This window comes from Bradyrhizobium sp. WSM1417 (assembly GCF_000515415.1).
Classification (GTDB): Bacteria; Pseudomonadota; Alphaproteobacteria; order Rhizobiales; family Xanthobacteraceae; genus Bradyrhizobium.
On sequence record NZ_KI911783.1, the window covers coordinates 4,873,891 to 4,899,332 of the forward strand.

At 64.8% G+C, this 25,442-nt stretch carries 23 protein-coding genes; 17 read left to right on the forward strand and 6 right to left on the reverse strand.

The features are described from left to right. Positions 1-1,182 carry a bifunctional 2-C-methyl-D-erythritol 4-phosphate cytidylyltransferase/2-C-methyl-D-erythritol 2,4-cyclodiphosphate synthase gene (locus tag BRA1417_RS0123670; protein WP_027517937.1) on the reverse strand — a complete coding sequence of 394 codons (1,182 nt, stop codon included), beginning with the start codon at positions 1,180-1,182 and terminating at the stop codon, positions 1-3. Positions 1,183-1,464: 282 nt separating this feature from the next. Between BRA1417_RS0123670 and dusB the strand changes: the two genes are divergently transcribed. The 3 genes from dusB to ntrC are packed head-to-tail and all read left to right on the forward strand — an operon-like array spanning position 1,465 to position 5,090. Next, positions 1,465-2,466 (forward strand): tRNA dihydrouridine synthase DusB, encoded by a 1,002-nt coding sequence (dusB, locus tag BRA1417_RS0123675; RefSeq protein ID WP_027517938.1) that lies wholly within the window; start codon positions 1,465-1,467, stop codon positions 2,464-2,466. Continuing rightward, a complete protein-coding gene (locus BRA1417_RS0123680) occupies positions 2,463-3,638 on the forward strand; it encodes a nitrogen regulation protein NR(II) (protein WP_027517939.1) in 1,176 nt (391 codons plus the stop codon). The genes dusB and BRA1417_RS0123680 overlap by 4 nt, the downstream gene beginning before the upstream one ends. A gap of 9 nt (positions 3,639-3,647) precedes the next feature. Beyond that, positions 3,648-5,090 (forward strand): nitrogen regulation protein NR(I), encoded by a 1,443-nt coding sequence (gene ntrC, locus BRA1417_RS0123685; RefSeq protein ID WP_007610301.1) that lies wholly within the window; start codon positions 3,648-3,650, stop codon positions 5,088-5,090. Positions 5,091-5,256: 166 nt separating this feature from the next. Here ntrC and BRA1417_RS40795 read toward each other — a convergent pair whose 3' ends face one another. Then, positions 5,257-5,529 carry a hypothetical protein gene (locus tag BRA1417_RS40795; RefSeq protein ID WP_035969497.1) on the reverse strand — a complete coding sequence of 91 codons (273 nt, stop codon included), beginning with the start codon at positions 5,527-5,529 and terminating at the stop codon, positions 5,257-5,259. A 47-nt stretch (positions 5,530-5,576) separates the two neighbouring features. Here BRA1417_RS40795 and BRA1417_RS0123695 point away from each other — a divergent pair, with 47 nt between their 5' ends. The 4 genes from BRA1417_RS0123695 (at position 5,577) to hflX (ending at position 11,236) form a co-directional block, all read left to right on the forward strand. Further along, the gene (locus BRA1417_RS0123695; protein WP_027517940.1) at positions 5,577-7,970 is read left to right on the forward strand and encodes a PAS domain-containing sensor histidine kinase; all 2,394 of its coding nucleotides are present in this window, start codon (positions 5,577-5,579) and stop codon (positions 7,968-7,970) included. Between the two features lie 15 nt (positions 7,971-7,985). Next, a complete protein-coding gene (locus tag BRA1417_RS0123700; RefSeq protein WP_007591127.1) occupies positions 7,986-9,356 on the forward strand; it encodes a sigma-54 dependent transcriptional regulator in 1,371 nt (456 codons plus the stop codon). A 237-nt stretch (positions 9,357-9,593) separates the two neighbouring features. Then, positions 9,594-9,842 (forward strand): RNA chaperone Hfq, encoded by a 249-nt coding sequence (gene hfq, locus BRA1417_RS0123705; RefSeq protein ID WP_007591126.1) that lies wholly within the window; start codon positions 9,594-9,596, stop codon positions 9,840-9,842. 11 nt (positions 9,843-9,853) lie between these two features. Continuing rightward, positions 9,854-11,236 carry a GTPase HflX gene (hflX, locus tag BRA1417_RS0123710; RefSeq protein ID WP_027517941.1) on the forward strand — a complete coding sequence of 461 codons (1,383 nt, stop codon included), beginning with the start codon at positions 9,854-9,856 and terminating at the stop codon, positions 11,234-11,236. A gap of 150 nt (positions 11,237-11,386) precedes the next feature. Here hflX and mazG read toward each other — a convergent pair whose 3' ends face one another. Continuing rightward, entirely contained in the window at positions 11,387-12,247 is an 861-nt protein-coding gene (gene mazG / locus BRA1417_RS0123715; RefSeq protein WP_027517942.1) for a nucleoside triphosphate pyrophosphohydrolase, read from the reverse strand. 139 nt (positions 12,248-12,386) lie between these two features. Here mazG and queC point away from each other — a divergent pair, with 139 nt between their 5' ends. Further along, the gene (gene queC, locus BRA1417_RS0123720) at positions 12,387-13,100 is read left to right on the forward strand and encodes a 7-cyano-7-deazaguanine synthase QueC (protein WP_027517943.1); all 714 of its coding nucleotides are present in this window, start codon (positions 12,387-12,389) and stop codon (positions 13,098-13,100) included. Between the two features lie 119 nt (positions 13,101-13,219). On the opposite strand, the gene BRA1417_RS0123725 is transcribed toward queC, so the two are convergent. Genes BRA1417_RS0123725 through nthA form a run of 3 tightly spaced genes read right to left on the reverse strand, consistent with a single transcriptional unit; the run spans position 13,220 to position 14,879 of the window. After that, a complete protein-coding gene (locus BRA1417_RS0123725; RefSeq protein ID WP_027517944.1) occupies positions 13,220-13,597 on the reverse strand; it encodes a nitrile hydratase accessory protein in 378 nt (125 codons plus the stop codon). Further along, positions 13,594-14,256, reverse strand: coding sequence for a nitrile hydratase subunit beta (gene nthB / locus BRA1417_RS0123730; RefSeq protein ID WP_027517945.1), 663 nt, complete (start codon positions 14,254-14,256; stop codon positions 13,594-13,596). Before nthB ends, BRA1417_RS0123725 begins: the two co-directional genes overlap by 4 nt. Continuing rightward, entirely contained in the window at positions 14,253-14,879 is a 627-nt protein-coding gene (gene nthA / locus BRA1417_RS0123735) for a nitrile hydratase subunit alpha (protein ID WP_027517946.1), read from the reverse strand. The genes nthB and nthA overlap by 4 nt, the downstream gene beginning before the upstream one ends. Positions 14,880-14,941: 62 nt before the next feature. Between nthA and BRA1417_RS0123740 the strand changes: the two genes are divergently transcribed. The 9 genes from BRA1417_RS0123740 to BRA1417_RS0123780 all read left to right on the forward strand — a co-directional run bounded on the left by BRA1417_RS0123740 (position 14,942) and on the right by BRA1417_RS0123780 (position 25,438). Then, positions 14,942-15,700, forward strand: coding sequence for a hypothetical protein (locus BRA1417_RS0123740; RefSeq protein WP_027517947.1), 759 nt, complete (start codon positions 14,942-14,944; stop codon positions 15,698-15,700). Positions 15,701-15,733: 33 nt separating this feature from the next. Then, positions 15,734-16,540: an enoyl-CoA hydratase/isomerase family protein gene (locus tag BRA1417_RS0123745; RefSeq protein ID WP_027517948.1), complete on the forward strand. Its 807-nt coding sequence runs from the start codon at positions 15,734-15,736 to the stop codon at positions 16,538-16,540. Between the two features lie 113 nt (positions 16,541-16,653). Continuing rightward, positions 16,654-18,126 carry a DASS family sodium-coupled anion symporter gene (locus tag BRA1417_RS0123750; protein ID WP_027517949.1) on the forward strand — a complete coding sequence of 491 codons (1,473 nt, stop codon included), beginning with the start codon at positions 16,654-16,656 and terminating at the stop codon, positions 18,124-18,126. A 231-nt stretch (positions 18,127-18,357) separates the two neighbouring features. Beyond that, positions 18,358-19,539: a methionine ABC transporter ATP-binding protein gene (locus BRA1417_RS0123755; protein WP_027517950.1), complete on the forward strand. Its 1,182-nt coding sequence runs from the start codon at positions 18,358-18,360 to the stop codon at positions 19,537-19,539. Beyond that, positions 19,529-20,194 (forward strand): methionine ABC transporter permease, encoded by a 666-nt coding sequence (locus tag BRA1417_RS0123760; RefSeq protein WP_027517951.1) that lies wholly within the window; start codon positions 19,529-19,531, stop codon positions 20,192-20,194. The genes BRA1417_RS0123755 and BRA1417_RS0123760 overlap by 11 nt, the downstream gene beginning before the upstream one ends. Before the next feature lie 514 nt (positions 20,195-20,708). Further along, positions 20,709-22,697 carry a TonB-dependent siderophore receptor gene (locus BRA1417_RS0123765; RefSeq protein WP_027517952.1) on the forward strand — a complete coding sequence of 663 codons (1,989 nt, stop codon included), beginning with the start codon at positions 20,709-20,711 and terminating at the stop codon, positions 22,695-22,697. Positions 22,698-22,716: 19 nt separating this feature from the next. After that, positions 22,717-24,006 carry a siderophore utilization protein FsrB gene (fsrB, locus tag BRA1417_RS0123770; protein ID WP_027517953.1) on the forward strand — a complete coding sequence of 430 codons (1,290 nt, stop codon included), beginning with the start codon at positions 22,717-22,719 and terminating at the stop codon, positions 24,004-24,006. A gap of 261 nt (positions 24,007-24,267) precedes the next feature. After that, the gene (locus tag BRA1417_RS42960; RefSeq protein ID WP_084462505.1) at positions 24,268-24,486 is read left to right on the forward strand and encodes a hypothetical protein; all 219 of its coding nucleotides are present in this window, start codon (positions 24,268-24,270) and stop codon (positions 24,484-24,486) included. Positions 24,487-24,610: 124 nt separating this feature from the next. Beyond that, the gene (locus BRA1417_RS0123780; RefSeq protein ID WP_027517954.1) at positions 24,611-25,438 is read left to right on the forward strand and encodes a hypothetical protein; all 828 of its coding nucleotides are present in this window, start codon (positions 24,611-24,613) and stop codon (positions 25,436-25,438) included. Positions 25,439-25,442: the final 4 nt, after the last annotated feature.

The following is a 25,442-nucleotide window of genomic DNA, read 5'->3' on the forward strand; positions in this document are numbered from 1 at the left end:
CTAGCCGCTCCAGGGCAGACGGATGGTAGCGCTCGCGGTGGCCGCGATGCCTTCCTCGCGGCCGGTGAAGCCGAGCCGCTCGCTGGTGGTCGCCTTGACCGCGATCCGGGAGATGTCGACGCCGGAGATCTCGGCGATGCGCGCGCGCATGGTGTCGCGCAAGGGACCGATCTTCGGCCGTTCGCAGATCATGGTGACCTCGAGATTGGCGATGCGGCCGCCGCGCTGGGTGACGCGCTCGATGGCGTATTTCAAAAACTGGTCGGAGGAGGCGCCCTTCCACTTCGCGTCGCTGGGCGGGAAGTGCGAGCCGATATCGCCATCGGCGAGCGCGCCGAGGATGGCGTCGACCAGCGCATGCAGGCCGACATCGCCGTCGGAATGGGCCAGGAAGCCCTTGGTGTGGGGCACGCGCACGCCGCAGAGCATGAGATGGTCGCCCTCGCCGAAGGCGTGGACGTCATAGCCCGTACCGGTCCTGATATCGCCGAGCAGGCTGGCCAGCCGCGCTTCCTCGCGCACGAAATCCTCGGGAGTGGTGAGCTTCATATTGGCAACATCGCCTTCAAAGGTTGCAACCGTCAATCCCGCCCATTCGGCAATCGCGGCATCATCGGTGAAATCGCTTCGCCCGTCCTTGGCCGCGCGACGATGCGCCTCAAGGATGACGTCGAAGCGAAAGGATTGCGGTGTCTGTGCGATCCGCAACCGCGCCCGGTCCGGCGTGTCCTCGACATTGCCGTTCTCGCCGGTGACCTTGATGGTGTCGGTGACGGGAACGACGGGGATCGCGGCGCCGGTGCGGCTGGCCGCATCGATCGCGCGGGTGATCACGCCCTCCGAAACGAAAGGGCGCGCGGCGTCGTGGATCAGCACGATGTCGGGCTTGTGCCTGGCGAGCGCTTCGAGACCGGCGAGCACCGAGGCCTGCCGGGTTGCGCCGCCATTGACCGGAGCCTCGTGGCTGAGCCCTGCGACCGCTGCCGTGAACATGGCGCCGTCGTCGGGGTTCACGACCGGCTGAACCGCGAACACGTCCGCATGACGGCTGAAGGCCTCCATGGCGCGATAGATCACCGGCACGCCGCCGATCTCGCGATATTGCTTGGGGCCACCGGCGCCTGCGCGCAGGCCGCGTCCGGCCGCGACGAGAACGACTGCGGTGCGCTGTGATTTCGCCATAGGACTCAAATACTCATTTGATGATGAAGAGAGTCGGGGGTGGGGGTGATTGCCGCATGCCTCTAGCACGGCAGGCCCGCAAAAAAAGGGGGTTTCCCCGGATTGTGGGAAACAGCATTTTGCTGCACTGCACTTGAAGGATTGCCAGAACTGTCTAAACTGTAGGCATGACGCTTGACTGCACAAGAATTGTGCGCAAGATAGGTCATGGCAGGCGCGATGAGGCGCTGCCAACTTAACGAGACCCCTGTGACCGGCTCGGCAGTATCAGGCTCTAAGCCATTGAAGATAGGCGATATTGATGTCGCCACCCCGGTCTTCCTGGCGCCGATGTCGGGGGTGACTGACTCGCCCGTCCGCCGGCTGGCCGCGGAGTTGGGGGCGGGTCTGGTGGTCTCCGAAATGACGGCCAGCGACGAGCTCGCCAATGGTCATCATATGTCCCGGTTGCGCTGCGAAGCCACGGGTATCGGTCCACACGTGGTCCAGCTCGCCGGTTGCGAGACGCATTGGATGGCGGAGGGCGCCCGGATTGCCGAAGCCGACGGCGCCGACATCATCGACATCAACATGGGCTGTCCGGCCCGTCACGTCACCGGCGGCCAGTCCGGTTCCGCCTTGATGCGCGACCTCGACCACGCCGTCAGTCTGATCGAAGCCACGATCGCGGCGGTGAAGGTACCGGTGACGCTGAAGATGCGGCTCGGCTGGGACGACCGCACCCGCAACGCGCCGGAACTGGCGCGTCGCGCGCAGGCGTCAGGCATCAAGCTCGTCACCGTGCACGGCCGCACCCGCTGCCAGTTCTACAAGGGCGAGGCCGATTGGGACGCGATCCGCGCCGTGCGCGAGGCCATCTCCATTCCGCTCGTCGTCAATGGCGACATCACCACTTTCGAGAAGGCGCTCGCGGCGTTAGAGGCCTCCGGCGCCGACGCCGTGATGATCGGCCGCGGCGCGCAGGGCCAGCCCTGGCTGCCCGGCCAGATCGGCCGGCGCTTGAGGGGCGGGGCGGCGGAAGCCACGCCGTCGCTCGAGACGCAGCTGCATTACGTCCGCACGCTTTACGAGGGCGTCTGCGCGCTCTACGGCCTGCGCATCGGTCTGCGGCATGCGCGAAAACATCTGGGCTGGGCCCTCGACGTCGCGGCTGATGTGAGCCGTGCGCCGGCCGAGAAGCTGAAATCCTGGCGCCAGAAAATCCTCACCTCGGAGGATCCGCGCCTCGTCCACCGGTCACTGCAAGATGCCTTCGACGACTTCGCATGGAGCGCCGCTGCATGAGCTCAGTTGCTGAACATCGTCGGCCGTTTCCGTCCGACAGCGATGCCATCCTGGATGCACTGCCCAATCCCGTGCTCATGATCGGGCCGGACGGCAAGATCGTCGCCGCCAACATCGCAACCGAAGCCTTCTTCGATATCTCGACGCAGTTTTTGAAGCGGCAGTCGCTGAAAGAGCTGGTGCCGTTCGGAAGCCCCTTGCTGGCGCTGATCGACCAAGTGCGTTCGTCGAACGCACCGGTCAACGAATACAAGGTCGATCTGGGCACGCCACGCATGGGCGGAGACCGCCAAGTCGATCTGCACGTTGCCCCCGTCACGGAACGGCCTGGCCATATCGTGGTGATGCTCCAGGAGCGCTCCATCGCCGACAAGATGGACCGCCAGCTCACCCATCGCAGCGCCGCGCGCTCGGTGATCGCGCTCGCCGCGATGCTGGCGCATGAAATCAAGAACCCGCTCTCCGGCATCCGTGGCGCCGCGCAGCTCCTGGAGCAGCAGGCCTCCTCGGAAGACCGCATGCTGACGCGGCTGATCTGCGACGAGGCCGATCGTATCGTGACGCTGGTCGACCGCATGGAGGTGTTCGGCGACGAGCGCCCCGTGGTGCGCGGCCCCGTCAACATCCATTCGGTGCTCGATCACGTCAAACGGCTGGCGCAGTCCGGCTTTGCCCGCAACATCCGCTTCGTTGAGGACTACGATCCCTCGCTGCCGCCGGTGCTGGCGAACCAGGACCAGCTCATCCAGGTGTTCCTCAACCTCGTCAAGAACGCCGCCGAAGCACTGATCGACGTTCCCGACGGCGAAATCCAGCTCACCACCGCGTTTCGCCCCGGCGTGCGCCTGTCAGTCCCCGGTCAAAAATCCCGTGTATCCCTGCCGCTCGAATTCTGCGTGAAGGACAACGGACCAGGCGTGCCGGACGATCTTCTGCCAAATCTGTTCGATCCCTTCGTCACCACCAAGCAGACCGGCTCGGGTCTGGGCCTCGCGCTGGTCGCAAAGATCATCGGGGACCACGGGGGCATCATCGAATGCGAATCTCAGCCGCGGAAGACCACCTTCCGCGTGCTGATGCCGATGTATTCCACATCGGTGAAACATGCCGATCAAAGCAGTCGCGACGGCTCTGCCGGGAAGTCGTCGTCTGCGTCACAGGGGGCAAAATGAGGATTAACGATGCCCGCAGGTAGCATTCTCGTTGCTGATGACGACACCGCCATCCGCACGGTTCTCAATCAGGCACTATCCCGCGCCGGCTACGAAGTGCGGCTGACCGGCAATGCCGCGACGCTGTGGCGATGGGTCAGCCAGGGGGAGGGCGATCTCGTCATCACCGACGTGGTGATGCCCGACGAGAACGCGTTCGACCTGCTGCCGCGGATCAAGAAGATGCGGCCGAATTTGCCGGTCATCGTCATGAGCGCGCAAAACACCTTCATGACGGCGATTCGCGCCTCCGAGCGCGGCGCCTATGAATATCTGCCGAAGCCCTTCGACCTGAAGGAGCTGATCGCCATCGTCGGCCGCGCGCTGGCCGAGCCGAAGGAGCGGGTCTCGACGCCGAACGAGGACGCCGAGATGGAGGCGATCCCGCTGGTCGGCCGCTCGCCGGCGATGCAGGAAATCTATCGCGTGCTGGCGCGGTTGATGCAGACCGACCTCACGGTGATGATCACGGGCGAGTCCGGTACCGGCAAGGAGCTGGTGGCGCGCGCATTGCACGATTACGGCAAGCGCCGCAACGGCCCGTTCGTCGCGGTCAACATGGCGGCGATCCCGCGTGACCTGATCGAGTCCGAACTGTTCGGCCACGAGCGCGGCGCCTTCACCGGCGCCAACACCCGCGCCTCCGGCCGCTTCGAGCAGGCCGAGGGCGGCACGCTGTTCCTGGACGAAATCGGCGACATGCCGATGGAGGCGCAGACCCGCCTGCTGCGCGTGCTTCAGCAGGGCGAATACACCACGGTCGGCGGCCGCACCCCGATCAAGACCGACGTGCGCATCGTCGCGGCCTCCAACAAGGATCTGCGCGTCCTGATCCAGCAGGGCCTGTTCCGCGAAGATCTGTTCTTCCGCCTCAACGTCGTGCCGCTGCGGCTGCCGCCGCTGCGCGAGCGCATCGAGGATCTGCCCGATCTCATCCGGCATTTCTTCGCGCTCGCCGAGAAGGACGGACTGCCGCCGAAGAAGCTCGACACGCTGGCGCTGGAGCGGATGAAGCAGCACCGCTGGCCGGGCAACGTGCGCGAGCTCGAGAACCTCGCCCGTCGCCTCGCGGCGCTCTATCCGCAGGACGTGATCACGGGCTCCGTCATCGACGGCGAGTTGGCGCCACCCACGGTCAGCCCGGGTGCCGCAGTCCAGCATGGCGTCGACAATCTCGGCGGCGCTGTGGAAGCGTATCTCTCCTCGCATTTCCAGGGCTTCCCGAACGGCGTGCCGCCGCCGGGCCTGTATCACCGCATCTTGAAAGAAATCGAGGTGCCGCTGCTCACGGCCGCGCTCGCCGCCACCCGCGGCAACCAGATCCGCGCGGCCGATCTGCTCGGCCTCAACCGCAACACGCTACGGAAGAAGATCCGGGATCTCGATATCCAGGTGTATCGGAGCGGGGGCTAGCATCCGCGCAGCGGACGCTGGCTCAGCTCCCCCTACCAAGCGGAGCTGAGCCTGTCCGGATCGCGCTGGCCGTTGTGGCTGACGCGGTGAGCAGAAGTCCGGACCGGACTGAAATGTTCCGCAGGAACATTCAGATGATGATTTCAGCCGCGGAGCGGCCTCACACCTATCTGACAAACCGGCCTGCTACCTGTATCGCGCTGGCGACGTTCGCATTGGGCTCCTGCACCCCGAGACCATTGACCAGCAGGTCCGCCGCCACGATCAGCAGCAGCACGGCCGACACCATCATTGCGAGAAAGAACCTGTGCATGCTGGTCAAGCCGTGAGGGCCGGAATGCGTTCCCGGCTCCGGCATGTCGCTGTGGATGCGCGGGTCGGTCGCGGCGGGGGCGCCGCGGAATTGTCGCAATTCGGCAACAATGTGGTACGAATACATCAGTATCCGCCCGCCGCGGACCCCGTTTTTCAGCACCCATTGCCGGAATGACCAGCGCAGACACCTCGGCCGCATCCTTTGACACGGCCCCAGCAGAAGAGCCCCGGCGTTGGTCGGCGCGACGCTGGCTGGCGCCCTTTGCCGTGGCGCTGGCGCTGCTGTCGGCCTTGCTCACCTTCCTGGTCCTGACCGGCCTCACCAGCATCGAACTGACGCCGCAAGTTGTCCGTTCGTTCTACCTGAGCAACGCAGCCACCATCCTGCTGCTGGTCGGCATCATCATCCGCGAGCTCTGGCAGTTGATCCTGGCGCGACGGCGGGGCAGGGCGGCGGCGCGCCTCCATGTCCAGATCGTCAGCCTGTTCTCGATCGTGGCGGTGCTGCCGGCGGTGCTGGTCGCCGTCGTCGCCAACGTCACCATCGAGCGCGGCCTCGACCGCCTGTTCTCCGGCCCGACCAAGGAGGTGATCCAGAATTCTCTGACGATCGCGCGGGCTTACATGCAGGACCACGCGCAGCTGATCCGGGGCGACATTCTCGGCATGGCCAACGACATCGCCCACGCGCGGCCGCTCTACGACCAGGATCGCCGCTCTTTTCGCGAATTGCTGACGTCCAGCGCCGCCTCGCGCAATTTGCCGGGCGCGATGATCATCGACAAGAACACCAACATTCTCGAATCCGCCGACACCGGCATGCGGCTGGCCTATTCGCCGCCGGCGCCGGACTTCCTCAGCAACGTCAACGAATCCGAGCCCGAGATCGCGGTGCTGCCGGATGCGAGCTTCGTCGCTGCTGTGATCCGCTTGCGCGCCTTCAGCGACACCTTCCTGTATGTCGCACGGCCGCTCGATCCGAATGTCGTTCAGCAGCTCAAGCAGACCGAGGTCAGCGTTGCCGAATACGCCCAGATCGAGTCGCGCCGGCTCGGCATCCAGGTCGCGTTCGCGCTGATGTTCGCGGTGATCGCGCTGACCATCCTGATGGCCTCGGTGCTGATCGGCCTCAACTTCGCCAACTCGCTGGTCTCGCCGATCCGGCGGCTGATGAACGCGGCCCAGACGGTCTCGACCGGCGATCTCCATGTGAAAGTGCCGGTGCACCAGTCGGAAGGCGACCTCGCCCAGCTGGGTGAGACCTTCAACAAGATGACGGAGGAGTTGCGCAGCCAGCGCGACGAGCTCGTCAACGCCAGCGACCTCATCGACAGCCGCCGCCGCTTCATCGAGGCGGTGCTGTCGTCCGCGAGCGCCGGCATCATCGGCGTGGATAATTCAGGCAACGTCGGCATTCTCAACCGTTCCGCCGAAAAGCTGATCGGGCACTCCGAAGCCGAGACGCTCGGCCACCCGCTTGCCGACGTGCTGCCCGAGCTCGAGGAGATGATGAAGACGGCGCGGGAAGGGACCCAGCGCCTGGTGCAGGGACAAATCACGATCACGCGGGACGGACAGGAACGCAATCTGTCGGTCCGCGTCAGCGCCGAGAAGACCAGCCAGCCGCACGACAGCTACATCATCACCCTCGACGACATCACCGAACTGGTCTCGGCGCAGCGCACCTCGGCCTGGGGCGACGTCGCGCGCCGCATCGCGCATGAGATCAAGAACCCGCTGACCCCGATCCAGCTCTCCGCCGAGCGCATTCGCCGCAAATTCGGCAAGGACATCGCCGAGGGCAAGGACAAGCAGATCTTCGAACAGTGCACCGACACCATCGTGCGTCAGGTCGACGATATCCGCCGCATGGTCGACGAGTTCTCGCGCTTTGCGCGGATGCCGAAGCCGGTGATGGAGGGGGAGGACGTCGCCGACGCAGTGCGACAGGCGGTGTTCCTGATGAAGGTCGCCCATCCCGAGATCGATATCGAGGCCGAGTTCAGGGAAGACCCGCTGCGCGCCCAGTTCGACCGGCGGCTGATCTCGCAGGCGGTCACCAACATCGTCAAGAACGCCACCGAGGCGATCGAGCAGGTCCCCCTGGAGGAGCTCGGCAAGGGCCGGATCGACGTCGTGGTCTCGCGCGAGGGCGAGGACGTGCTGATCGACGTCGTCGACAACGGCATCGGCTTGCCCAAGGTGGCGCGCTCGCGTCTGCTCGAGCCCTATGTGACGACACGCGCCAAGGGCACCGGCCTTGGGCTCGCGATCGTCGGTCGCGTGCTGGAAGACCATGGCGGGCGCATCGAACTGAAGGATGCCTCGGACTTCCGCGAGGGCCAACGCGGCGCCTGGATGCGGATGCGTTTTGCGATCGCCGGCGCTCCCGCGAAAACGGAGGGGGCCGAACCGTCGGCCGCGGCGACGACCAAGCCGGAAAGCGGCGAAACGGCCACGCAATCCGTCAAGGATCCGGAAACAAAGCAGGCGGCCGTCGAAACCAAAGAGCCGGCTGAAAAGACCAATGATTCAACGAAGATCGAAGCCTCAACAGGCAGCTGAGAAAACAGGCGACCCATGGCAAGTGAAATTCTGATTGTCGATGATGAGGCCGATATTCGGGATCTCGTTGCGGGCATCCTCGAAGACGAGGGCTTCGTGACCCGGACCGCACGCGACAGCGATACGGCGCTCGCCGAGATCGCCAACCGCAGGCCGCATCTGGTGTTCCTCGACATCTGGCTGCAGGGCTCCAAGCTCGACGGCTTGCAGCTCCTGGAGCAGGTCAAGAAGGACAACCCCGATCTGCCGGTCGTGATGATCTCCGGCCACGGCAACATCGAGACTGCGGTCGCCGCGATCAAGCGTGGCGCCTACGACTTCATCGAGAAGCCGTTCAAGACCGACCGGCTGATCCTGGTCGCGAACCGTGCACTGGAGAACTCGCGGCTCAAGCGCGAGGTCAAGGAGCTGAAGCAGCTCGCGCCGAGCGCAAGCTCGCTGGTAGGCCGCTCGCCCAGCATGAACCAGCTGCGCCAGACCATCGAGCGTGCGGCCAAGGCCAACAGCCGCATCCTGATCGTTGGTCCCGCCGGTGCCGGCAAGGAACTGACCGCTCGCACGTTGCACACGGCCTCGGGCCGCGCCGACGGCCCCTTCGTCGTCATCAACGCCGCTGCGATCACGCCCGAGCGGATGGAGCACGAGCTGTTCGGCATCGAGCAGTCCAACGGCGAGCACGCGCGCAAGCCCGGCGCGCTCGAAGAGGCCCATGGCGGCACGCTGTTCATCGACGAGATCGCGGACATGCCGCGCGAGACCCAGAACAAGATCTTGCGCGTGCTGGTCGAGCAGTCGTTTCAGCGCGTCGGCGGCAACGGCAAGGTGCAGGTCGACGTCCGCATCATCTCCTCGACCGCGCGCAACCTCGAAGAGGAGATCGCGGCCGGTCATTTCCGCGAGGACCTCTATCACCGGCTCTCGGTGGTGCCGATCCGCGTGCCCGCGCTATCGGAGCGGCGTGAGGACATTCCGGAATTGATCGACTACTTCATGGAGCAGATTTCCGCGGGCAGCGGCCTGCCCAAGCGCCAGATCGGCCAGGACGCGATGGCGGTGCTGCAGTCGCATGTCTGGCCGGGCAATGTGCGCCAGCTCCGCAACAACGTTGAGAGAGTCATGATTCTGGCTGCGGGCGGGCCTGAGGTCATCATCACTGCCGACATGCTGCCGCAGGATGTCGGCTCCATGGTGCCGGCGATGCCGACCAGCAACAATGGCGAGCACATCATGGGCCTGCCGCTGCGCGAAGCGCGCGAAGTGTTCGAGCGCGACTATTTGATTGCACAGATCAGCCGTTTTTCAGGAAATATTTCTCGCACGGCCGAGTTTGTTGGCATGGAACGCTCGGCACTGCACCGGAAGTTGAAGGCGCTCGGCGTCGGCTAACGCTGCGACGTCGTTGGAATAGGCGAGGAAAATCATCGATTTCCGTAGTTTTTCGGGGCAATACGGCGTGGCCTGCCGCGTGAAGCGGCTTGCCTAATAAGCCTACCTGTCCTCTAATTGAACCGCTGTCCCTCCGAGGGGGATCTCATGAGGGACGGCAACCGGACGAGGACCCCGAATTTCAAAAGAGGGCCGCAACCGGCGCAATAAAAAGAAACTCAAAGCGAGAAAAAAACAATGGCGGCAGACCGCGCACAAAACCTGCAGGACACCTTCCTTAATCACGTTCGCAAAACCAAAACGCCACTGACGATCTTTCTGGTCAACGGAGTGAAGCTCCAGGGCATCGTGACCTGGTTCGACAATTTCTGTTTGCTGCTTCGGCGCGACGGTCACTCGCAGCTCGTCTACAAGCATGCGATCTCGACCATCATGCCGGGCGCTCCGATCCAGTTGTTCGAAGGCGGCGAGGACCAGCCGGCTTGAGAGTGATCTGATTGGAACCCCGGAATTTCGACGGGGATGCCGACCGTCCGCGGTCGGCAGGGGAAAAGCAGACGGGGCGGGTGCTTGTCATCGGTCCCTATTTGCGGGTGCGCGCGGGCAATGCCGACGCGCAATCGGAAGCTCATGTCCTGCGTGACGCGGAAGCCCGGCTCGACGAAGCTGCCGGCCTCGCGCGCGCGATCGATCTCGTCGTTGCCGATGCCATCATCGCGCCGATCAACCAGATCCGCCCTGCGACCTATATCGGCAAGGGCAAGGTCGAGGAGATCGCCGCGCTCGCCAAGAGCCTCGACGTCGAGCTCGTGGTGATGGATTGCGCGCTTGCGCCGATCCAGCAGCGCAATCTCGAGAAGGAGCTGCAGGCAAAGGTGCTCGACCGCACCGGGCTCATCCTGGAAATCTTCGGCCGCCGCGCCAAGACCAAGGAAGGCTCGCTCCAGGTCGAGCTCGCGCATCTCAACTATCAACGTTCGCGCCTGGTGCGCTCATGGACCCATCTCGAACGCCAGCGCGGCGGCTTTGGATTCATGGGCGGTCCCGGCGAGACGCAGATCGAAGCCGACCGCCGCCTGATCCAGGAGCGCATCTCCAAGCTCGAGGGCGAGCTGAAGAAGGTGCAGGCCACGCGCCGCCTGCATCGCGCAGGCCGCCAGCGCGTGCCGTACCGCGTCGTGGCGCTGGTCGGCTACACCAATGCCGGCAAGTCGACGCTGTTCAACCGCCTGACGCGCGCCGACGTGCAGGCCGCCGACATGCTGTTCGCGACGCTGGATCCGACCCTCCGCGCGCTCACCCTGCCGCATGGCGGCAAGGCGATGCTGTCGGACACCGTCGGTTTCATCTCCAATTTGCCGACGCAGCTCGTCGCCGCCTTCCGCGCCACGCTGGAGGAGGTGCTGGAAGCCGACGTCATCCTGCATGTGCGCGACATCTCGCACGACGACGCCGAGGCGCAGCAGAGCGACGTCGACGCCGTGCTGCGCCAGCTCGGCATCAATCCCGATGATTCAGGCCGCATCATCGAGGTCTGGAACAAGGTCGACCGTTATGGTCCCGAACAGCGCGAAGAGCTTTTGAACATCGCGGCGCGCAGGCCGGAGGATCATCCGGCGCTGCTGGTGTCGGCCGTGTCGGGCGAGGGGGTCGACGCACTGCTCGCCGCGATCGAGGAGCGCTTGGCTGCCAAGCGCATCACGCTCGACCTCTCCATCGATGCCTCCGACGGCGCCGGCATCAGCTGGCTGCATCGGAATTCCGAGGTGCTGGCCAAAGAGCTGCACGACGGCCGCTTCGACATGACGGTACGGGTGGACGAGACCAAGCGGGATATCGTGGTGAACCGGTTCGACGCCGTGCCGCGCGCGACTGCATAACAGATGTCGTCCCGGCAAAGGCCGGGACCCATACCGCGTGATCTATCGAGTCAGAGCGGTCTTTATACCGACAAGCATTTTCACTCAAAGTGTTCGCCAAACTCCTCCCTGTGGTTATGGGTCCCGGCCTTCGCCGGGACGACGAGGGAGTTAGCCGCGCACCTGGTTGCTTTTCTCCGCCGGCGCAGCGCTTTTCGCCTCACCTTTCGCCTCATTCCACAGCGCGTCCATCTCCGCGAGCGAGGCCTGCTCCAGCGTGCGGCCCTGCGCCTCCAGCGCCCGCTCGATGAACGCAAAGCGCCGCTCGAACTTCACGTTGGTCGCACGCAGCGCGGCTTCCGGATCGGCATCGACATGGCGGGCGAGGTTGACCAGCGCGAACATCAGGTCGCCGGTCTCCTCCGCCAATCCCTTGCTGTCGTTGCGGTCGAGCGCGGCCTCGATCTCGTCGGCTTCCTCGCGGATTTTTGCCAGCACCGCGCGCGGATCGTTCCAGTCGAAGCCGACAGTAGAGGCCTTGCGCTGCAGCTCCATGGCGCGCGTCAGCGCGGGCTGGCCGGCCTTCACGCCTGACAGCAGCGACTTGTGCGACGGCACTTCCTGCGGCGCCCGGCGCGCGGCGCGCTCGGCCTTCTCCTCCGCCTTGATGCGATCCCAGACTTCCCTCACGTGGGAGGAGGCGAGGTTGCCGTCCTTGTCGGCGAAAACGTGAGGATGGCGCCGGATCATTTTTCGCGTGATGACCTCGACGACATCTCCAAACGCGAACGCGTTCTGCTCCGACGCCATCTGGGCGTGGAAGACGACCTGGAGCAGGAGGTCGCCGAGCTCCTCGCAGAGATCGTCGAGGTCGCCGCGGCTGATGGCCTCGACCACCTCATAGGCTTCCTCGATCGTATACGGCGCGATGGTCGCAAAATTCTGCTCCAGGTCCCAGGGGCAGCCGGTCACCGGCGTGCGTAGCGCCGCCATGATCTCGATCAGGCGGGAAATGTCGCGGGAAGGGGTCATTGCGGGGCAGTCTCCTGGCTCTCAAGCCTTATGCCAAAAGCGAGCGCCCGTTCCCAGCGTAGCGCGGCGGAACAGGGTGATTTCCACCGGTTGGCGGGCCGGATTGGCGAGCCGCGTGCGCAATGCTAAAGCGCGAGCCATGAGCGACGTATTTTCATCCGAAACCGCATTGGTGCTGTTCTCCGGCGGCCAGGATTCCACCACCTGCCTTGCCTGGGCGCTGAACCGGTTTGCGCGCGTGGAGACGCTGGGGTTCGATTACGGCCAGCGCCACGCCATCGAGCTTGCCTGCCGTGACCGGCTGTTCGACGGCATCAAGGATCTGCGCGCGGATTGGGCTTCCAGGCTTGGCGAGAGCCACACGCTGTCGATCCCGACGCTGGCAGCCGTATCCGAGACGGCGCTGACGCGCGACGTCGCGATCGCGGTGGGCGCCGACGGCCTGCCGAACACGTTCGTGCCCGGCCGCAACCTGGTGTTTTTGACCTTCGCCGCGGCACTGGCCTACCGGCGCGGCATCAGTCACATCGTTGGCGGCATGTGCGAGACCGACTATTCCGGCTATCCCGATTGCCGCGACGACACCATCCGAGCCATGCAGGCGGCGTTGTCGCTCGGTATGGCCCGCAAGTTCGAACTGCATACGCCGCTGATGTGGATCGACAAGGCCGCGACGTGGAAGCTCGCCCACGACCTCGGCGGCGACGGGCTGGTCGATCTCATCCGCGAGCAGTCGCACACCTGCTATCTCGGCGAACGCGGCGCGCAGCATGATTGGGGATACGGCTGCGGAGAATGCCCAGCGTGCAGCCTGCGGGCGAAGGGGTGGCGGGAGTATGTGGCGGGGCGGTGAGGCGCCTCACTCCGCCGTCATTGCGAGGAGCTCTTGCGACGAAGCAATCCAGACTGCCTCTGGGGAGGGATTCTGGATTGCTTCGCTTCGCTCGCAATGACGGAATATGTGGAAGCAGCTTACCGAAAATCCTCCGCCTTCAGCTCGATCGGCTTGCCGTGCGGGGTGCGATCTGCCGCGTGATCCCAGGCGTCGCGGTAGCGATGCAGCGTCTCCGCAGACGCAACGCCCTTGCGTGCGACGAAGCCCTCCAGCGTGGCGAGCCAATGGAGATAGTAGGTCTCGCCAGTATCGGGATCGCCGGCCGCCTGCGCGCGCTTGATCTCGGAGGCCAGGGCTGCCGCCCATTCGGGCCAGGTGAACACGCCGCGCTCGTGCAGCGTCAGCGCCATCGCAAACGCGTGCGCCTCCCAGGGCGCGCGGAACACCGGGCCGTCATCGTCGCGTGGAATGCTCGGGATCGCTGCCGTCGGGGCCGCAGCAGCCGTGCTGCTCATGACGCCGGGTCCAGATACGGCTCGAACGCGTCGATCGAGACTTTCGAGGTCGGATCGCCGTCCGTGCCCCAGAGATCGCGGCCCTCGAATACGACCGTGTAGAGCCATTGCGGATTCTCGCCAAGCTCCATCGCCGCCGTATCCGGAAACACGTGACAGCCATGGTTCAGCTCGACGACGCCGACATGGCCGCGCACGTAGCGCGGCAGGCGGGTGTGGGTGGCCGGATGAATGTTCTTCGCACGGACCTTGTCGCCGATCTTGTATTTCGCCGGTGCAGGGGCAGGCCGGGCGAACTTGCCGCGCACCATGATGCGCTCGACCTGGCCGAGATCGAACTTGCCGTGCTTGAGCGCCTTGGACGGCTGCATCGCGTGGCCGGCGGCGACTTCCGCCCGGGTGAGATAACCTTTCTCGATCAGCATCTCCTCGAGCCCGAGAAACCATTTCTTGTAATAGGAGCTCGAGAGATAGACGTGCGGCGGGATCGTCTCGCGATAGAAGCGCGAGGTGTCGATGTTGAAGGCGCCGGCCGCGCCCATCGCGCGCACCATGGCGAGAACACGCGACTCCCATTCCTCGTGGAACACCGGCTCGTTCGGCTCGGGCTCGACCTTGCCGAACCCATCCATGCCGCCCATGTCGTGCACGCCGTTCATGATGGCGCTCCGGGCGCTTTGGGAAAGCCGGTGCCGATCATGGAATCGCGCGTGACCAGCTCGGCGAGCTGCTCCTCGCTCCAGCCGTCGGTCCCCCCGGGGCGCATCGGCAGCACAAGAAAGCGCGTTTCGGCGGTGGAATCCCATACCCGGATTTCAACGTCCTTGGCGACCTGCACGCCGAAATCGGCGAGCACGCTGCGCGGGTCCTTCACCGCGCGGGAGCGATAGGGCGCGGCCTTGTACCAGACCGGCGGCAGCCCCAGCATTTCCCAGGGATAGCAGGAGCACAGTGTGCACACGACCATGTTGTGACGCTGCGGCGTGTTCTCGACCACGACGAGGTGGTCGCCGACGCGGCTGACATGGCCGAGCGTGCCGATCGCCTTCGAGCCGTCCTCCAGCAGTGCCGTCTTGAAAGCCGGATCGCTCCAGGCCTTGGCGACGACGCGCGCGCCGTTATGGGGACCGATCCGGGTCTCATAGGCCTGGATGATGGCGTCGAGCGCGGCCGGCTCGACATAGCCTTTTTCGGTCAGGATCATCTCGAGCGCGCGCACGCGCAGCTCGGTCTCCGACAGATCGGAATGGTCGTGATCGTGGTGATGATGATGGTCGCTCATAGGGCGAAGATAGTCCCAGAATCCGGGCGTTGTCGAGGCGAAGACTCTGCTAACATCGCACCATGGGCTGGGCTGCAAGAACCGGAATAACCGCCGCAATCGCCGCTTTTGGCGCAGTCGCAGCGCAGGATGCGCGCGCCGCGAATGGCGCCTATGCGGTCGATGCCGCCGACATTTCCGAGGTCGGCTCCTGCAAGGTGGAGAGCTGGCTGTCGACGGCTTCCAACACGGATTTCTCCGCGGTCGCCAATCCCTCCTGTGTCGTCGATCCCTTCAGGCCGATCGAGCTGAGCCTGCAGACCATCCGGGCCCGCAGCGATGGCGACTGGAGCACGACAATTGCTCCCAAAGCCAAGACGAACTTCGTCCCGACCGGGATCGGCCGGTGGGGATTGTCGGCCTATGGCGGCGGATCGTTCGACGCGGCGACCGGCGAGGCGCTATCCGCCTTTGCCGTCATCCCCGCGACCTTCCGCCTGTCTGACACCATGCGCATCAACGTCAACGGCGGCTGGCTCTGGGATCGCACGGTGGATCGCCATTACCTGACCTACGGCATCGGCTTCGATTGGAAATTCACCGACACTTTGCAATGGACGATCGAGGCTTACGGGCAAGCCGGCGCCTCCGAGATCGCAAGCGCCGTGCAGCCGCGCTTCCAGACCGGTGTCCGCTACCGGCCGAACGAGATATTCTCCGTCGACGTGATCTACGGCCGCAACATCACCGGCGAAAATGCCAACTGGATCACCATCGGGACCACGGTCCGGTTTCCGGTCGAGGGAAGCGAACCCGAACATCGGCGTACCGGGCATCTGTGAGCACCAGGAAGACCAAGATCAGGGGAGATTGCGTTGCCCGACTATGTGAAGATCGAGAAGGGCCTGGGGCCGGAGGGGCGGATTGCGGTGGTGCGGTTCGACCGCGGCGACGGCATCAATGCGCTGTCGCCAGAGGCGTTACGCCAGCTCACCGCGGCCGCGCGCAGTTTTGAGGATGACGCCGCAACCTCTGTCGTGGTGCTGACAGGCAGCGCGGCTGCGTTCAGCGCCGGCTTCGACCTCAAGGATTCCGAAGGCCGCGCGCGCAAGGACATGGACCTCGGCACGCTGCGGCGGCATCTCAAGCTCGGACCCCGCCTGACTCACGCCTGGCAGGAGATGGAGCAGATCACGATCGCCGCCATCGAGGGCTTTTGCGTCGGCGGCGGCGTGGCGCTCGCCGTCGCGCTCGACTTCCGCGTCATGGGACGCGATGCCCATCTGCGCGTGCCCGAGATCGGGCTCGGCATGAACATGAGCTGGCAGAGCATTCCGCGCATGCTGCATCTGATCGGCCCGGCGCGCACCAAGCAGGCGGTGATCCTGGCCGACCAGCGCGTCAGCGCGGATGAGGCCTATGAGTGGGGCCTGGTCGAGCAGGTGGTCGATCCCGGCCATGCGTTCGATGCCGCGATGGAGCTTGCGCGCAAGGTGGCAGCGCAGCCGCCGCTCTCCGTTGCCATGACGAAACTCACGGTCAACCGGCTGGCGCATGCGCTGGATAATCTCGCCAGCCACATGGACGTCGACCAGTTCGCCCTGGCAAGCCTTAGCGAGGACCACAAGGAGGGCGTCGAGGCGTTCCTGACGCGACGCAAACCGAAGTTCAGAGGGCGGTAGAAGCAGGCTTGGGCCATTGATTGCGCCGCGGACTATCCGTATACGCCGCGTTGGGACAAAATAGGCCTGATCAACGGGCCGGCAGACGACTATGACGATCGGGGGGAGGGCCCATGGCCGGTAGCTCGCAGGCGCCTGAGGCGAAAGGGTTTCGCTGGAAGCTGATCGCGCCGCTCGCGGTGTGGCTGGTGATCTATCTGTGGCCGGTGCCGGCGGGGCTCAACGTCAACCAGTGGCATTATTTTGCCGTCTTCGCGGCCGTCATCACCGGGCTCATCCTGGAATCGATGCCGGTCGGCGCGGTCGGCCTGATCGGGCTGACGGTTGCCGGCGTCGGCGGTTATATCGATCCCGATCCGACCAAGTCGCTGCGCTGGATGCTGGCGGGCTTTGCGGAGAGCACGGTGTGGCTGATCGTCGGCGCCTTCGTGTTCTCGATCGGCTACCGCAAGAGCCAGCTGGGCCGGCGTATTGCGCTCGTGCTGGTGCAAAAGCTCGGCACCAACACGCTCGGCCTCGGCTATGCGGTGGCGATGTCGGACTTCCTGCTGGCGCCGGCGACACCGTCCAACACTGCGCGCAGCGGCGGCATCGTCTATCCCATCATCAGCAACATCCCGCGCATCTACGGCTCCGAGCCTGGACCGACCGCCGGCAAGATCGGCACCTACGTGATGTGGACCGCGTTCGCGTCGACCGCCGTCACCAGCTCATTGTTTTTCACCGCACTCGCGCCCAATGCGGCGGCGCTGGCCATCGCCAAGAAGACCGTCGGAATCGACGTCAGCTGGGCGCAATGGTTCATCGGCTTTGCGCCGCTCGGCCTGCTCCTGATGGTGCTGGTCCCACTGCTCAGCTACGCGGTCTGCCGCCCCGAGGTGAAGAGCAGTCCGGAAATTTCCGAATGGGCATCGAAAGAGCTCGCGGAGATGGGCCCGATGTCGCGCAATGAGTGGATCATGCTGGCGCTGATCCTGCTCGCGATGTTCCTGTGGATCGCGGGCTCGAGCCCGGACATCCGCGTGCCGCTTCTGGGCTCGAATTTCGTCAACGCCACCACCGTCGTGTTCATCGTGATCTCGCTGATGCTGGTGACGGGCGTGATCGAGTTTGCCGACATCGTCGCCGAGAAGGGCGCTTGGGAGGTGTTCTTCTATTTTACCTCGCTGCTGACGCTGGCCTCGGGCCTCAACGAGATCGGCTTCATCAAATGGTTCGCCACCGAATATGCAAAGCCGCTCGCCGGGCTGTCGCCGTCGACCGCGATGCTCCTGCTGGTCGCGCTGTTCTTCTGGATCCATTATTTCTTCTCGAGCATCACCTCGCATGCCGCCGCCGTGCTGCCCGTGGTGCTCGCGGTCGGATCCGGCATCCCCGACCTGCCGGTCACGACGCTCGCCATGCTCTGCATGTATTCGCTCGGCCTGATGGGCGTGATCTCGCCTTACGCGACCGGGCCGGCGCCGATGTATTTCGGCAGTGGCTATATCGGCAAGGGTCAGTTCTGGGGTTTTGGGCTGATCTTCGGGGTGCTCTATTTCGCAGGGCTCCTGCTGATCGTATGGCCCTGGTTGCGGGTCACCTGAGCCGGGGCGAGGGCCAAGACGGCGGCAGATGAATTTTCTTCAGTGGGGAGAAATTTGGAAAACTTCGTCCAATTCCCCACAAATATCTGACATTGCCAGAGCGACTTGAAAGGGCGATGGTGCCTGCTGCGGTGCAGCGCGATCCAGCTGAGTCCTCATCGCGGTTTCACTCTCCGTCGCTTGATGCGACCGGTTCCCGGATGCCCCCAGAGGGCCAGCGGAACATTGTGCATGAAGGCCGTCTCCATGAACGTCCACCCGTCGCCGGCGATCGGACAACCGATCGAAAAGCTCGACGCGATCTCACGTCACGCGATCTCACGTCCCGCGATTTCACTTGCCGCGACTGCGCCTGACGCGATGGTCCGCTTCGAAGGCATCTCGAAAATCTATCCGGCCTATCGCGGCAAGCCCGGCGTCAAGGCCCTGCAAAACATCGACTTCGCAATCGCGCGCGGTTCGATCACCGGCGTCATCGGCCGCTCCGGCGCCGGCAAATCGAGCCTGGTCCGGCTCATCAACGGGCTGGAGAGGCCGACCACGGGCCGCATCGTCGTCGATGACAGAGATATCTCGGCGCTCTCGGGCCGCGACTTGCGGTTGGCGCAGCGCTCGATCGGCATGATCTTCCAGCACTTCAACCTGCTGTCCTCGCGCACCGCAGCCGCCAACATCGCGCTGCCGCTCGAGATTGCCGGCTGGGCCAAAGCGGACATCAAAACCCGGGTCGCCGAGCTGCTAGCGCTGGTGGGCATCGCCGACAAGCACGACCGCTATCCGTCCGAACTCTCCGGCGGCCAGAAGCAGCGCGTCGGCATTGCCCGCGCGCTCGCGACGCGGCCGAGCGTGCTGCTGTCGGACGAGGCGACCTCGGCGCTCGATCCGCAGACCACGCGGGCGATCCTCGATCTGCTCGCGAACATCAACCGCGAACTGGGCGTGACCATCGTGCTGATCACCCACGAGATGTCGGTGGTGCGCCAGCTCGCTGGGGACGTCGTGGTGCTCGACGCCGGCCACGTCGTCGAGAGCGGCCATGTCGCCGACATTTTCACCCACCCCAAGCATCCGATCACACAATCCTTCCTGGCCGAAGTGATCGGAGACAGCCTGCCGGTGTCGCTGGCGAGCCGGATCGTTTCGGAGCCGCCTGCGGGCGGACAGGCCGTGATCCGCGTCCAGGTTCGCGGGGCAGGGGCCGGCGACACGCTGGTGGCGCGGCTCGCGCGCGAGCTCGGCCTCGACGTGTCGCTGCTGTCGGCCCGCATCGACGAGATCGGCGGCCAGCATGTGGGCTCACTGACGCTTGGCATCCCTCTCGGCATGTCTGGCGGCGAGGACGCGACGACGCGCACGCTGGCTTGGCTGTCACAATATCAATTCCCCGCGGAGCGTCTCGGCTATGTCGCCTGAACTCATCAACCTGATCGTCCAGGCGACCGGCGAGAGCCTGTACATGGTCGGGCTCGCGGCGCTGATCGGCACCGCCTTCGGCCTGCCGCTCGGCGTCTTTCTCGCGACCAGCCGGAAAGGCGAGCTGTTCGCGGCGCCCGTCGTCAATCGCGTGCTCGGCATCGTCGTCAACGCGACACGGTCCACGCCTTTCATCATCCTGGTCGTCGCCATCATCCCGTTCACGCGGCTGGTGGCCGGCACCTCGATCGGATCGACGGCCGCAATCGTGCCTTTGACGATCGCATCGGCGCCGTTCATCGCGCGCCTGGTCGAGGCCGCGATCCGCGAGGTCGATGGTGGCCTGATCGAGACCGCGTCCTCGTTCGGGGCCTCGCCGATGCAGATCGTGCTCAAGGTGCTAATCCCCGAAGCGTTGCCGGGTCTTCTGCTGGCGTTGACGCTCGCGGTCGTCAGCCTGCTCGGCTACTCCGCCATGGTCGGTGCCGTCGGAGGCGGGGGCCTCGGCGATCTCGGCATCCGCTACGGTTATCAGCGCTTCATGCCGGAGATGATGTTGGCCGTCGTCGTCGTGCTGATCGCGCTGGTGCAGCTCGTCCAGAGCGCCGGCGATTATTTCGCGCGCCGGGTCAATCGCCGGCTGCGACATCGCTGACGTCGCTTTAGACATTTCGAACAAGCAGGTTCTTGTCGGTCTGGAAGCATTCCAAACTTCCAGACACGAGTGAGCGCATTCGTCGCACGCGTTGCACACGCGTCTGGAGAAATTCTAACGCAGTTCCTATCGCACTCCGAAATCGCCTGCGTTAGGGCGAGGCATCAAAAACGATACCGGTGAAGCCGGCAGTGCGTGGGGCCTCGACGTGACCGACTTCCAACCTCCTTCGCGTTCCGACACGCGTCGTCGACAGATACAGACTCTCTTCCTCGGAGCGGCCAGCACATTTGCTCTCGTCGTTCCCTTCGGTGCCGTGGAGGCGCAGACGCAGATTCCCGCCGTCACCGTCGAAGCCCCGGCCCAGCGCGCCCGGCCCGCGGCGGTCGCTTCGCCGCGACGCTCAGGGGCGACACGCGCTGCACGCGCCAATCGTCGCTCTCCGACGCAGCAAGCCGCGCCAACCCAGTCGGCATCATCGAACGGCGCCACGGGTGAACGCGCCAATGGTCCCGTGCGCGGTTTCGTTGCGACGCGCAGCGGCACCGCGACCAAGACGGATACGCCGCTGATCGAAACCCCGCAGTCCGTCTCCGTCGTCACCACCGACCAGGTCAGAAACCAGGGCGCGGTCTCGATCGGCGAAGCGCTGCGCTACACCGCGGGTGTCAGCGGCGACGTCAACGGCGGCTCCGATACCCGCTTCGGCGCTCTCCAGATCCGCGGCTTCGACACCACCATGTCGGGCCTCTACGTCGACGGATTGCGGATTCCCTCGAGCAATTACGTGCACTTCAACGGCCTCGATCCCTACGGCGCCGAGCGCCTCGAGGTCCTGAAGGGCCCATCCTCGGCGATGTATGGCGGCAGCGGCACCGGCGGCATCCTCAACTACGTGACCAAGCTGCCGACGGCGCAGCAATTCGGCGAGGCCTCGATCTCCGGCGGTAGCTTCAACCGTTATCAGGGCCAGTTCGACATGGGCGGTCCCGCCAACAAGGACGGCACCGTGCTGTGGCGCCTGACCGGCGTGGTGCGCGACGGCGAGACCCAGGTCGACTTCACCAAGGACAACCGCGTCTTCATCGCGCCCGCCGTCACGTTCAAGCCGAACGAGGACACCACCATCACGATCCTCGCGAACTATCAGCGCGACCGGGCAGGGTGGGGCCTCCAGTTCCTGCCGGCCTCGGGCACGGTGTGGCCGAACAACGGCCGCACCATCCCGGTCTCGTTCTTCGCGGGCGTGCCGAGCTTCAACGCGTTCAACACCGAGATCGCGACCGCCGGCTACCAGCTCTCGCACAATTTCACCGACAGCATCACGTTCCGGCAGAATTTGCGTTACGCCTATCAGCACAACGAGGAGAAGGTGTTTTTCGGCGGAGGCTATACCGACGAGGCCGCGGGACAGCTCGCGCGTTTCGGCAGCTACAGCAACTCCTACATCAACTCCTTCGCGGTGGACAATCAGCTCCAGGGCAAGTTCACCACGGGTTTCCTGAGCCACACCACGCTGGTCGGGATCGACTACCGCAACACCAGCTTCCGCGACACCGCCTTTGCCGTCACGACGTCCGCGCCCGAGATCAACGTCTTCAACCCGGTCTACAGCTACGACTGGACCATGGGCGCCATGAGCGACGACACCGGCGTCAAGCAGTCGCAAGTCGGCCTCTACGCGCAGGACCAGATCAAGCTCGGCCGGCTCTCGTTCCAGCTCGGTGGCCGCCAGGATTTCGTGACGACGCAGGTGGACAGCGGCATCTTTAATACGTCGGTCTCGAAGGATGCGTCGGCGTTCACCGGCCGTGCCGCATTGATGTACAATTTCGACAATGGCATCGCGCCCTATTTCAGCTACTCGGAATCCTTCCTGCCGGTGCTCGCGACCGGCCCGAGCGGACAGCTGCTCAATCCCGAGACCGGCGTGCAGTACGAAGTGGGCGTCAAGTACCAGCCGCTCGGTTGGAACGCGCTGTTCACCTTCGCCGCCTTCGACCTGACGCGCGACAACGTCGTCACCTTTGCGCCGCCGAGCTATCTCGCCGAACAGACCGGTCAGGTGAAATCGCGCGGCCTCGAGCTCGAAGGCACGATGTCGCTGGCCGACGGCTGGAACCTGCGGGCGGCCTATGCCTATGTCGATGCAACGGTGACGCAGGATCCGGTGAATGTCGGCAAGGCACCGGTCACGGTGCCGCTCAACCGCGCCTCGCTGTGGAACGACTACACGCTTCAGACCGGGCCGCTCGCGGGCCTGCAGTTCGGCGGCGGCGTCCGCTATGTCGGTGCGACCTGGGGCGATGACGCCAACACGTTCAAGGTTGGATCCGCGACCGTGCTGGACGCGCTGCTCGCCTACAGCAGGGACAATTGGCGCCTGTCGCTGAACGTCACCAACCTCGCCGACACCCGCTATGTCGCCGCCTGCTACAGCCTGTCGGGCTGCTTCTATGCGGAGGGACGCAAGGCCATCGGCAAGCTGACCTACCGCTGGTGAGTTGGAACGAGGGTGAACGATGAGAGCGATATTCGGCAAGCTGCATCGCTGGGCGGGACTGCTCACGGCCGGCTTCCTGTTCTTCTCCGGCATCACCGGGGCGATCATCTCCTGGGATCACGAGATCGACGAGGTCCTGAACAGCCATCTGTTCGACGTCAGCAGCAAGGGCCCGGCCATTCCCTCGATCGAGCTCGCGAAGACGATCGAGCAGCGCGATCCCCGTGCGCGCGTGGTCTACCTGTTCATGACGCCGGAGGAGGGCCACTCGCTGTGGTTCTTCGTCATGCCGCGGATCGATCCCGCGACCGGCAAGCGCTACGCGCTCGACTACAATCAGATCTTCCTCGATCCCAACACCGGCGCGGAGCTTGGCCGGCGCTATTGGGGCGCGGTGTGGCCAGTGACGCGCGAAAACTTCGTCTCGTTCCTCTACAAGCTGCACTACACGATGCACATCCCGGAATTCTGGGGCAGCGACCGCTGGGGCATGCGCCTGCTCGGCGTCATCGCCATCATCTGGACCATCGACTGCTTCGTCGGCTTCTACCTGACGCTGCCCTCGCGCCGGCGCGCCAGCGCGGCGCGGGCTCCGCAAGTCACGCGCCAGCTCGAACGCGGCTTCTGGGCGCGCTGGGCGCCAGCGTGGACCATCAAGACGTCAGGCAGCGCCTACCGGATTAATTTCGACATCCACCGCGCTTTCAGCCTGTGGACCTGGGGCCTCCTGTTCATCATCGCTTTTACGGCGTTCTCGCTGAACCTCTATTTCGAGTTGTTCTCGCCGCTGATGAAGATGGTGTCGAACTACACGCCGACGCCCTATGAGCAGCGGCCGTATCGCGATCTCGACGACCCCATCGAGCCCAAGGTCGGCTTCGCCGACATCGCCGCGCGCGCGGCGGCCGACGGCAAGGGGCGAGGGTGGACCGTCCCGGTCGGCTCGGTCAACTACGGCCCGGCCCATGGTGTCTATGCCGCCGCGTTCTTCCATCCCGGCGACGATCACGGCGCCGGCGGCGTCGGCCCGGCGCAGCTCTATTACGACAGCGAGGACGGCCGTCCCATCGGCGAACGGCTGCCCTGGGTCGGCACCGCCGCTGACATCTTCGTGCAGGCGCAATTCCCGCTGCATTCGGGCCGCATTGTCGGGCTGTTCGGCCGCGTCCTGATCTCGATCATGGGGCTGGTGGTGGCGGCGCTCTCGGTCACCGGAATCGTGATCTGGTGGCGCAAGCGCCGGGCCCGTGTCCGCGTGCGGGAAACTGCTGCGATGCGGCTGAACCGGCAGCTCACGCCGGCGGAGTAGGGACGCTCGCGCGGCTTTGCCCGAGCTCAATGGCCTCTTATCAGATGCGAGGCACGCTTCGTGTCGAGGCCGGGCCATGACAGAGGCTGAGCCATGACAGAAGAGTTTGATCGGAATCAAACCGCCCTTGAGCAACCTTCGCTAGCGTCGCTGCGTGTTTAACCCGATTTGCAGTTACGTCCCCCAGGGCTTTGTGCCCCTGTTTGCCCTTCCTCTTCGACAGGATCGCCAAGCACTCCAGGTGGACGTGAGAGGATGCTGATGCGCACGTACTATTTCGATGTGAGAGATGGCGTTCCGGCTCGGGACAAGTCAGGTCTGGAGTTTGGTAGCGATGGCGCCGCCATTGCCCACAGCAAGAACCTGGCGGAAGACGTTCGCACGACAAGGCCGGGAGGACATCCAGATCTCCGAATCGTCGTCATCGACGAGAACGGACGGGAAGTTCATCGTGAACCGGTCTATTCAAAGGACAGTTGACCATCGCGGTCCATTTGCGCTGGCGGAGCAGGACCCACGACGGCGTGCCGGCTCGCCGGGAATGAACCTTCCGGTGAAACGGAGGCACAAAGGCAGAAGGCAGCTCGTGCCTCCCGGGATCGCTATGAAGTGCGTTGCCTTGCTCTGCCTGCTCGTTTTCGCCGCGCCCGCCCATGCGGCCGGGGCCGAGCAGCACTATCTCGACCTGCGCGATCGCTACATCGCAAAGTTCTCGAAAGCCACGGAGAACGACGAGACCTATAAGCAGCACGACGCGGCGCTCAAGGAGTTGACGGGCGTCCTGCGCGGTTTGGTGGGACCGGTCGCGATCAAGGGGCTGCCGGCGGACGGCAAGACCAACGCGGACACGCTCTTCAAGGGCGACTCCGGTTTCGGCCATCTCGACGGTCTCGGCTTCGCCTCCGAAGGCGACAAGATGCAGGCCGTGGTGACCACCACCGCGCTGCTCAAGCACTGGCTGCGCGAGCACCGCGAGGACGGCATGCCGCAGGAGGTTGGCGCCGCGTTCAAGTCGGACCGCTTCTACTATCAGGCGGTCCAGGACTCCGCCTTCGCCAAATATGCCGAGCTGCCGATCACGACGCCTGCGGGAGCCAGCGCCGCGGTCGCCGTGCTCGGCGTGCGCGGCAATGGCGATTTGAAGGGACCGCCGCATGAAATCGACGTCGTCGCGATCCAGGGCGACAAGGTCTTCTTTCTCGCCGCAAGCGAAGCGGTGAAGACGGCTGAGATCCCGGCCTGCGAAAAGGTCTGGAAGCAGATGATGGCGAGGCCCATCGACAAGAAGGACCCCCGCGGCGACATCACCCGCGAAGACAATGCGATGACCGCCTACACGGCGTGCTTCTCCAAGGAAGCACCAAGCCAAAGCTGGTATGCGACGGCGGTCAAGAACGCGCAGAGCCAGCTGGAGTTGCTGCCGCTGCGCTAAGGCG

Coding starts and splice junctions, on each gene's coding strand:
- BRA1417_RS0123670 (WP_027517937.1), bottom strand. CDS start 1,182: ATGGCGAAATCACAGCGCACCGCAGTCGTTCTCGTCGCGGCCGGACGC.
- BRA1417_RS0123680 (WP_027517939.1), top strand. CDS start 2,463: ATGAGCTCAGTTGCTGAACATCGTCGGCCGTTTCCGTCCGACAGCGAT.
- ntrC (WP_007610301.1), top strand. CDS start 3,648: ATGCCCGCAGGTAGCATTCTCGTTGCTGATGACGACACCGCCATCCGC.
- BRA1417_RS40795 (WP_035969497.1), bottom strand. CDS start 5,529: ATGTATTCGTACCACATTGTTGCCGAATTGCGACAATTCCGCGGCGCC.
- BRA1417_RS0123695 (WP_027517940.1), top strand. CDS start 5,577: ATGACCAGCGCAGACACCTCGGCCGCATCCTTTGACACGGCCCCAGCA.
- BRA1417_RS0123700 (WP_007591127.1), top strand. CDS start 7,986: ATGGCAAGTGAAATTCTGATTGTCGATGATGAGGCCGATATTCGGGAT.
- hfq (WP_007591126.1), top strand. CDS start 9,594: ATGGCGGCAGACCGCGCACAAAACCTGCAGGACACCTTCCTTAATCAC.
- mazG (WP_027517942.1), bottom strand. CDS start 12,247: ATGACCCCTTCCCGCGACATTTCCCGCCTGATCGAGATCATGGCGGCG.
- queC (WP_027517943.1), top strand. CDS start 12,387: ATGAGCGACGTATTTTCATCCGAAACCGCATTGGTGCTGTTCTCCGGC.
- BRA1417_RS0123725 (WP_027517944.1), bottom strand. CDS start 13,597: ATGAGCAGCACGGCTGCTGCGGCCCCGACGGCAGCGATCCCGAGCATT.
- nthB (WP_027517945.1), bottom strand. CDS start 14,256: ATGAACGGCGTGCACGACATGGGCGGCATGGATGGGTTCGGCAAGGTC.
- nthA (WP_027517946.1), bottom strand. CDS start 14,879: ATGAGCGACCATCATCATCACCACGATCACGACCATTCCGATCTGTCG.
- BRA1417_RS0123740 (WP_027517947.1), top strand. CDS start 14,942: ATGGGCTGGGCTGCAAGAACCGGAATAACCGCCGCAATCGCCGCTTTT.
- BRA1417_RS0123750 (WP_027517949.1), top strand. CDS start 16,654: ATGGCCGGTAGCTCGCAGGCGCCTGAGGCGAAAGGGTTTCGCTGGAAG.
- BRA1417_RS0123755 (WP_027517950.1), top strand. CDS start 18,358: ATGAAGGCCGTCTCCATGAACGTCCACCCGTCGCCGGCGATCGGACAA.
- BRA1417_RS0123760 (WP_027517951.1), top strand. CDS start 19,529: ATGTCGCCTGAACTCATCAACCTGATCGTCCAGGCGACCGGCGAGAGC.
- fsrB (WP_027517953.1), top strand. CDS start 22,717: ATGAGAGCGATATTCGGCAAGCTGCATCGCTGGGCGGGACTGCTCACG.
- BRA1417_RS42960 (WP_084462505.1), top strand. CDS start 24,268: ATGCGCACGTACTATTTCGATGTGAGAGATGGCGTTCCGGCTCGGGAC.
- BRA1417_RS0123780 (WP_027517954.1), top strand. CDS start 24,611: ATGAAGTGCGTTGCCTTGCTCTGCCTGCTCGTTTTCGCCGCGCCCGCC.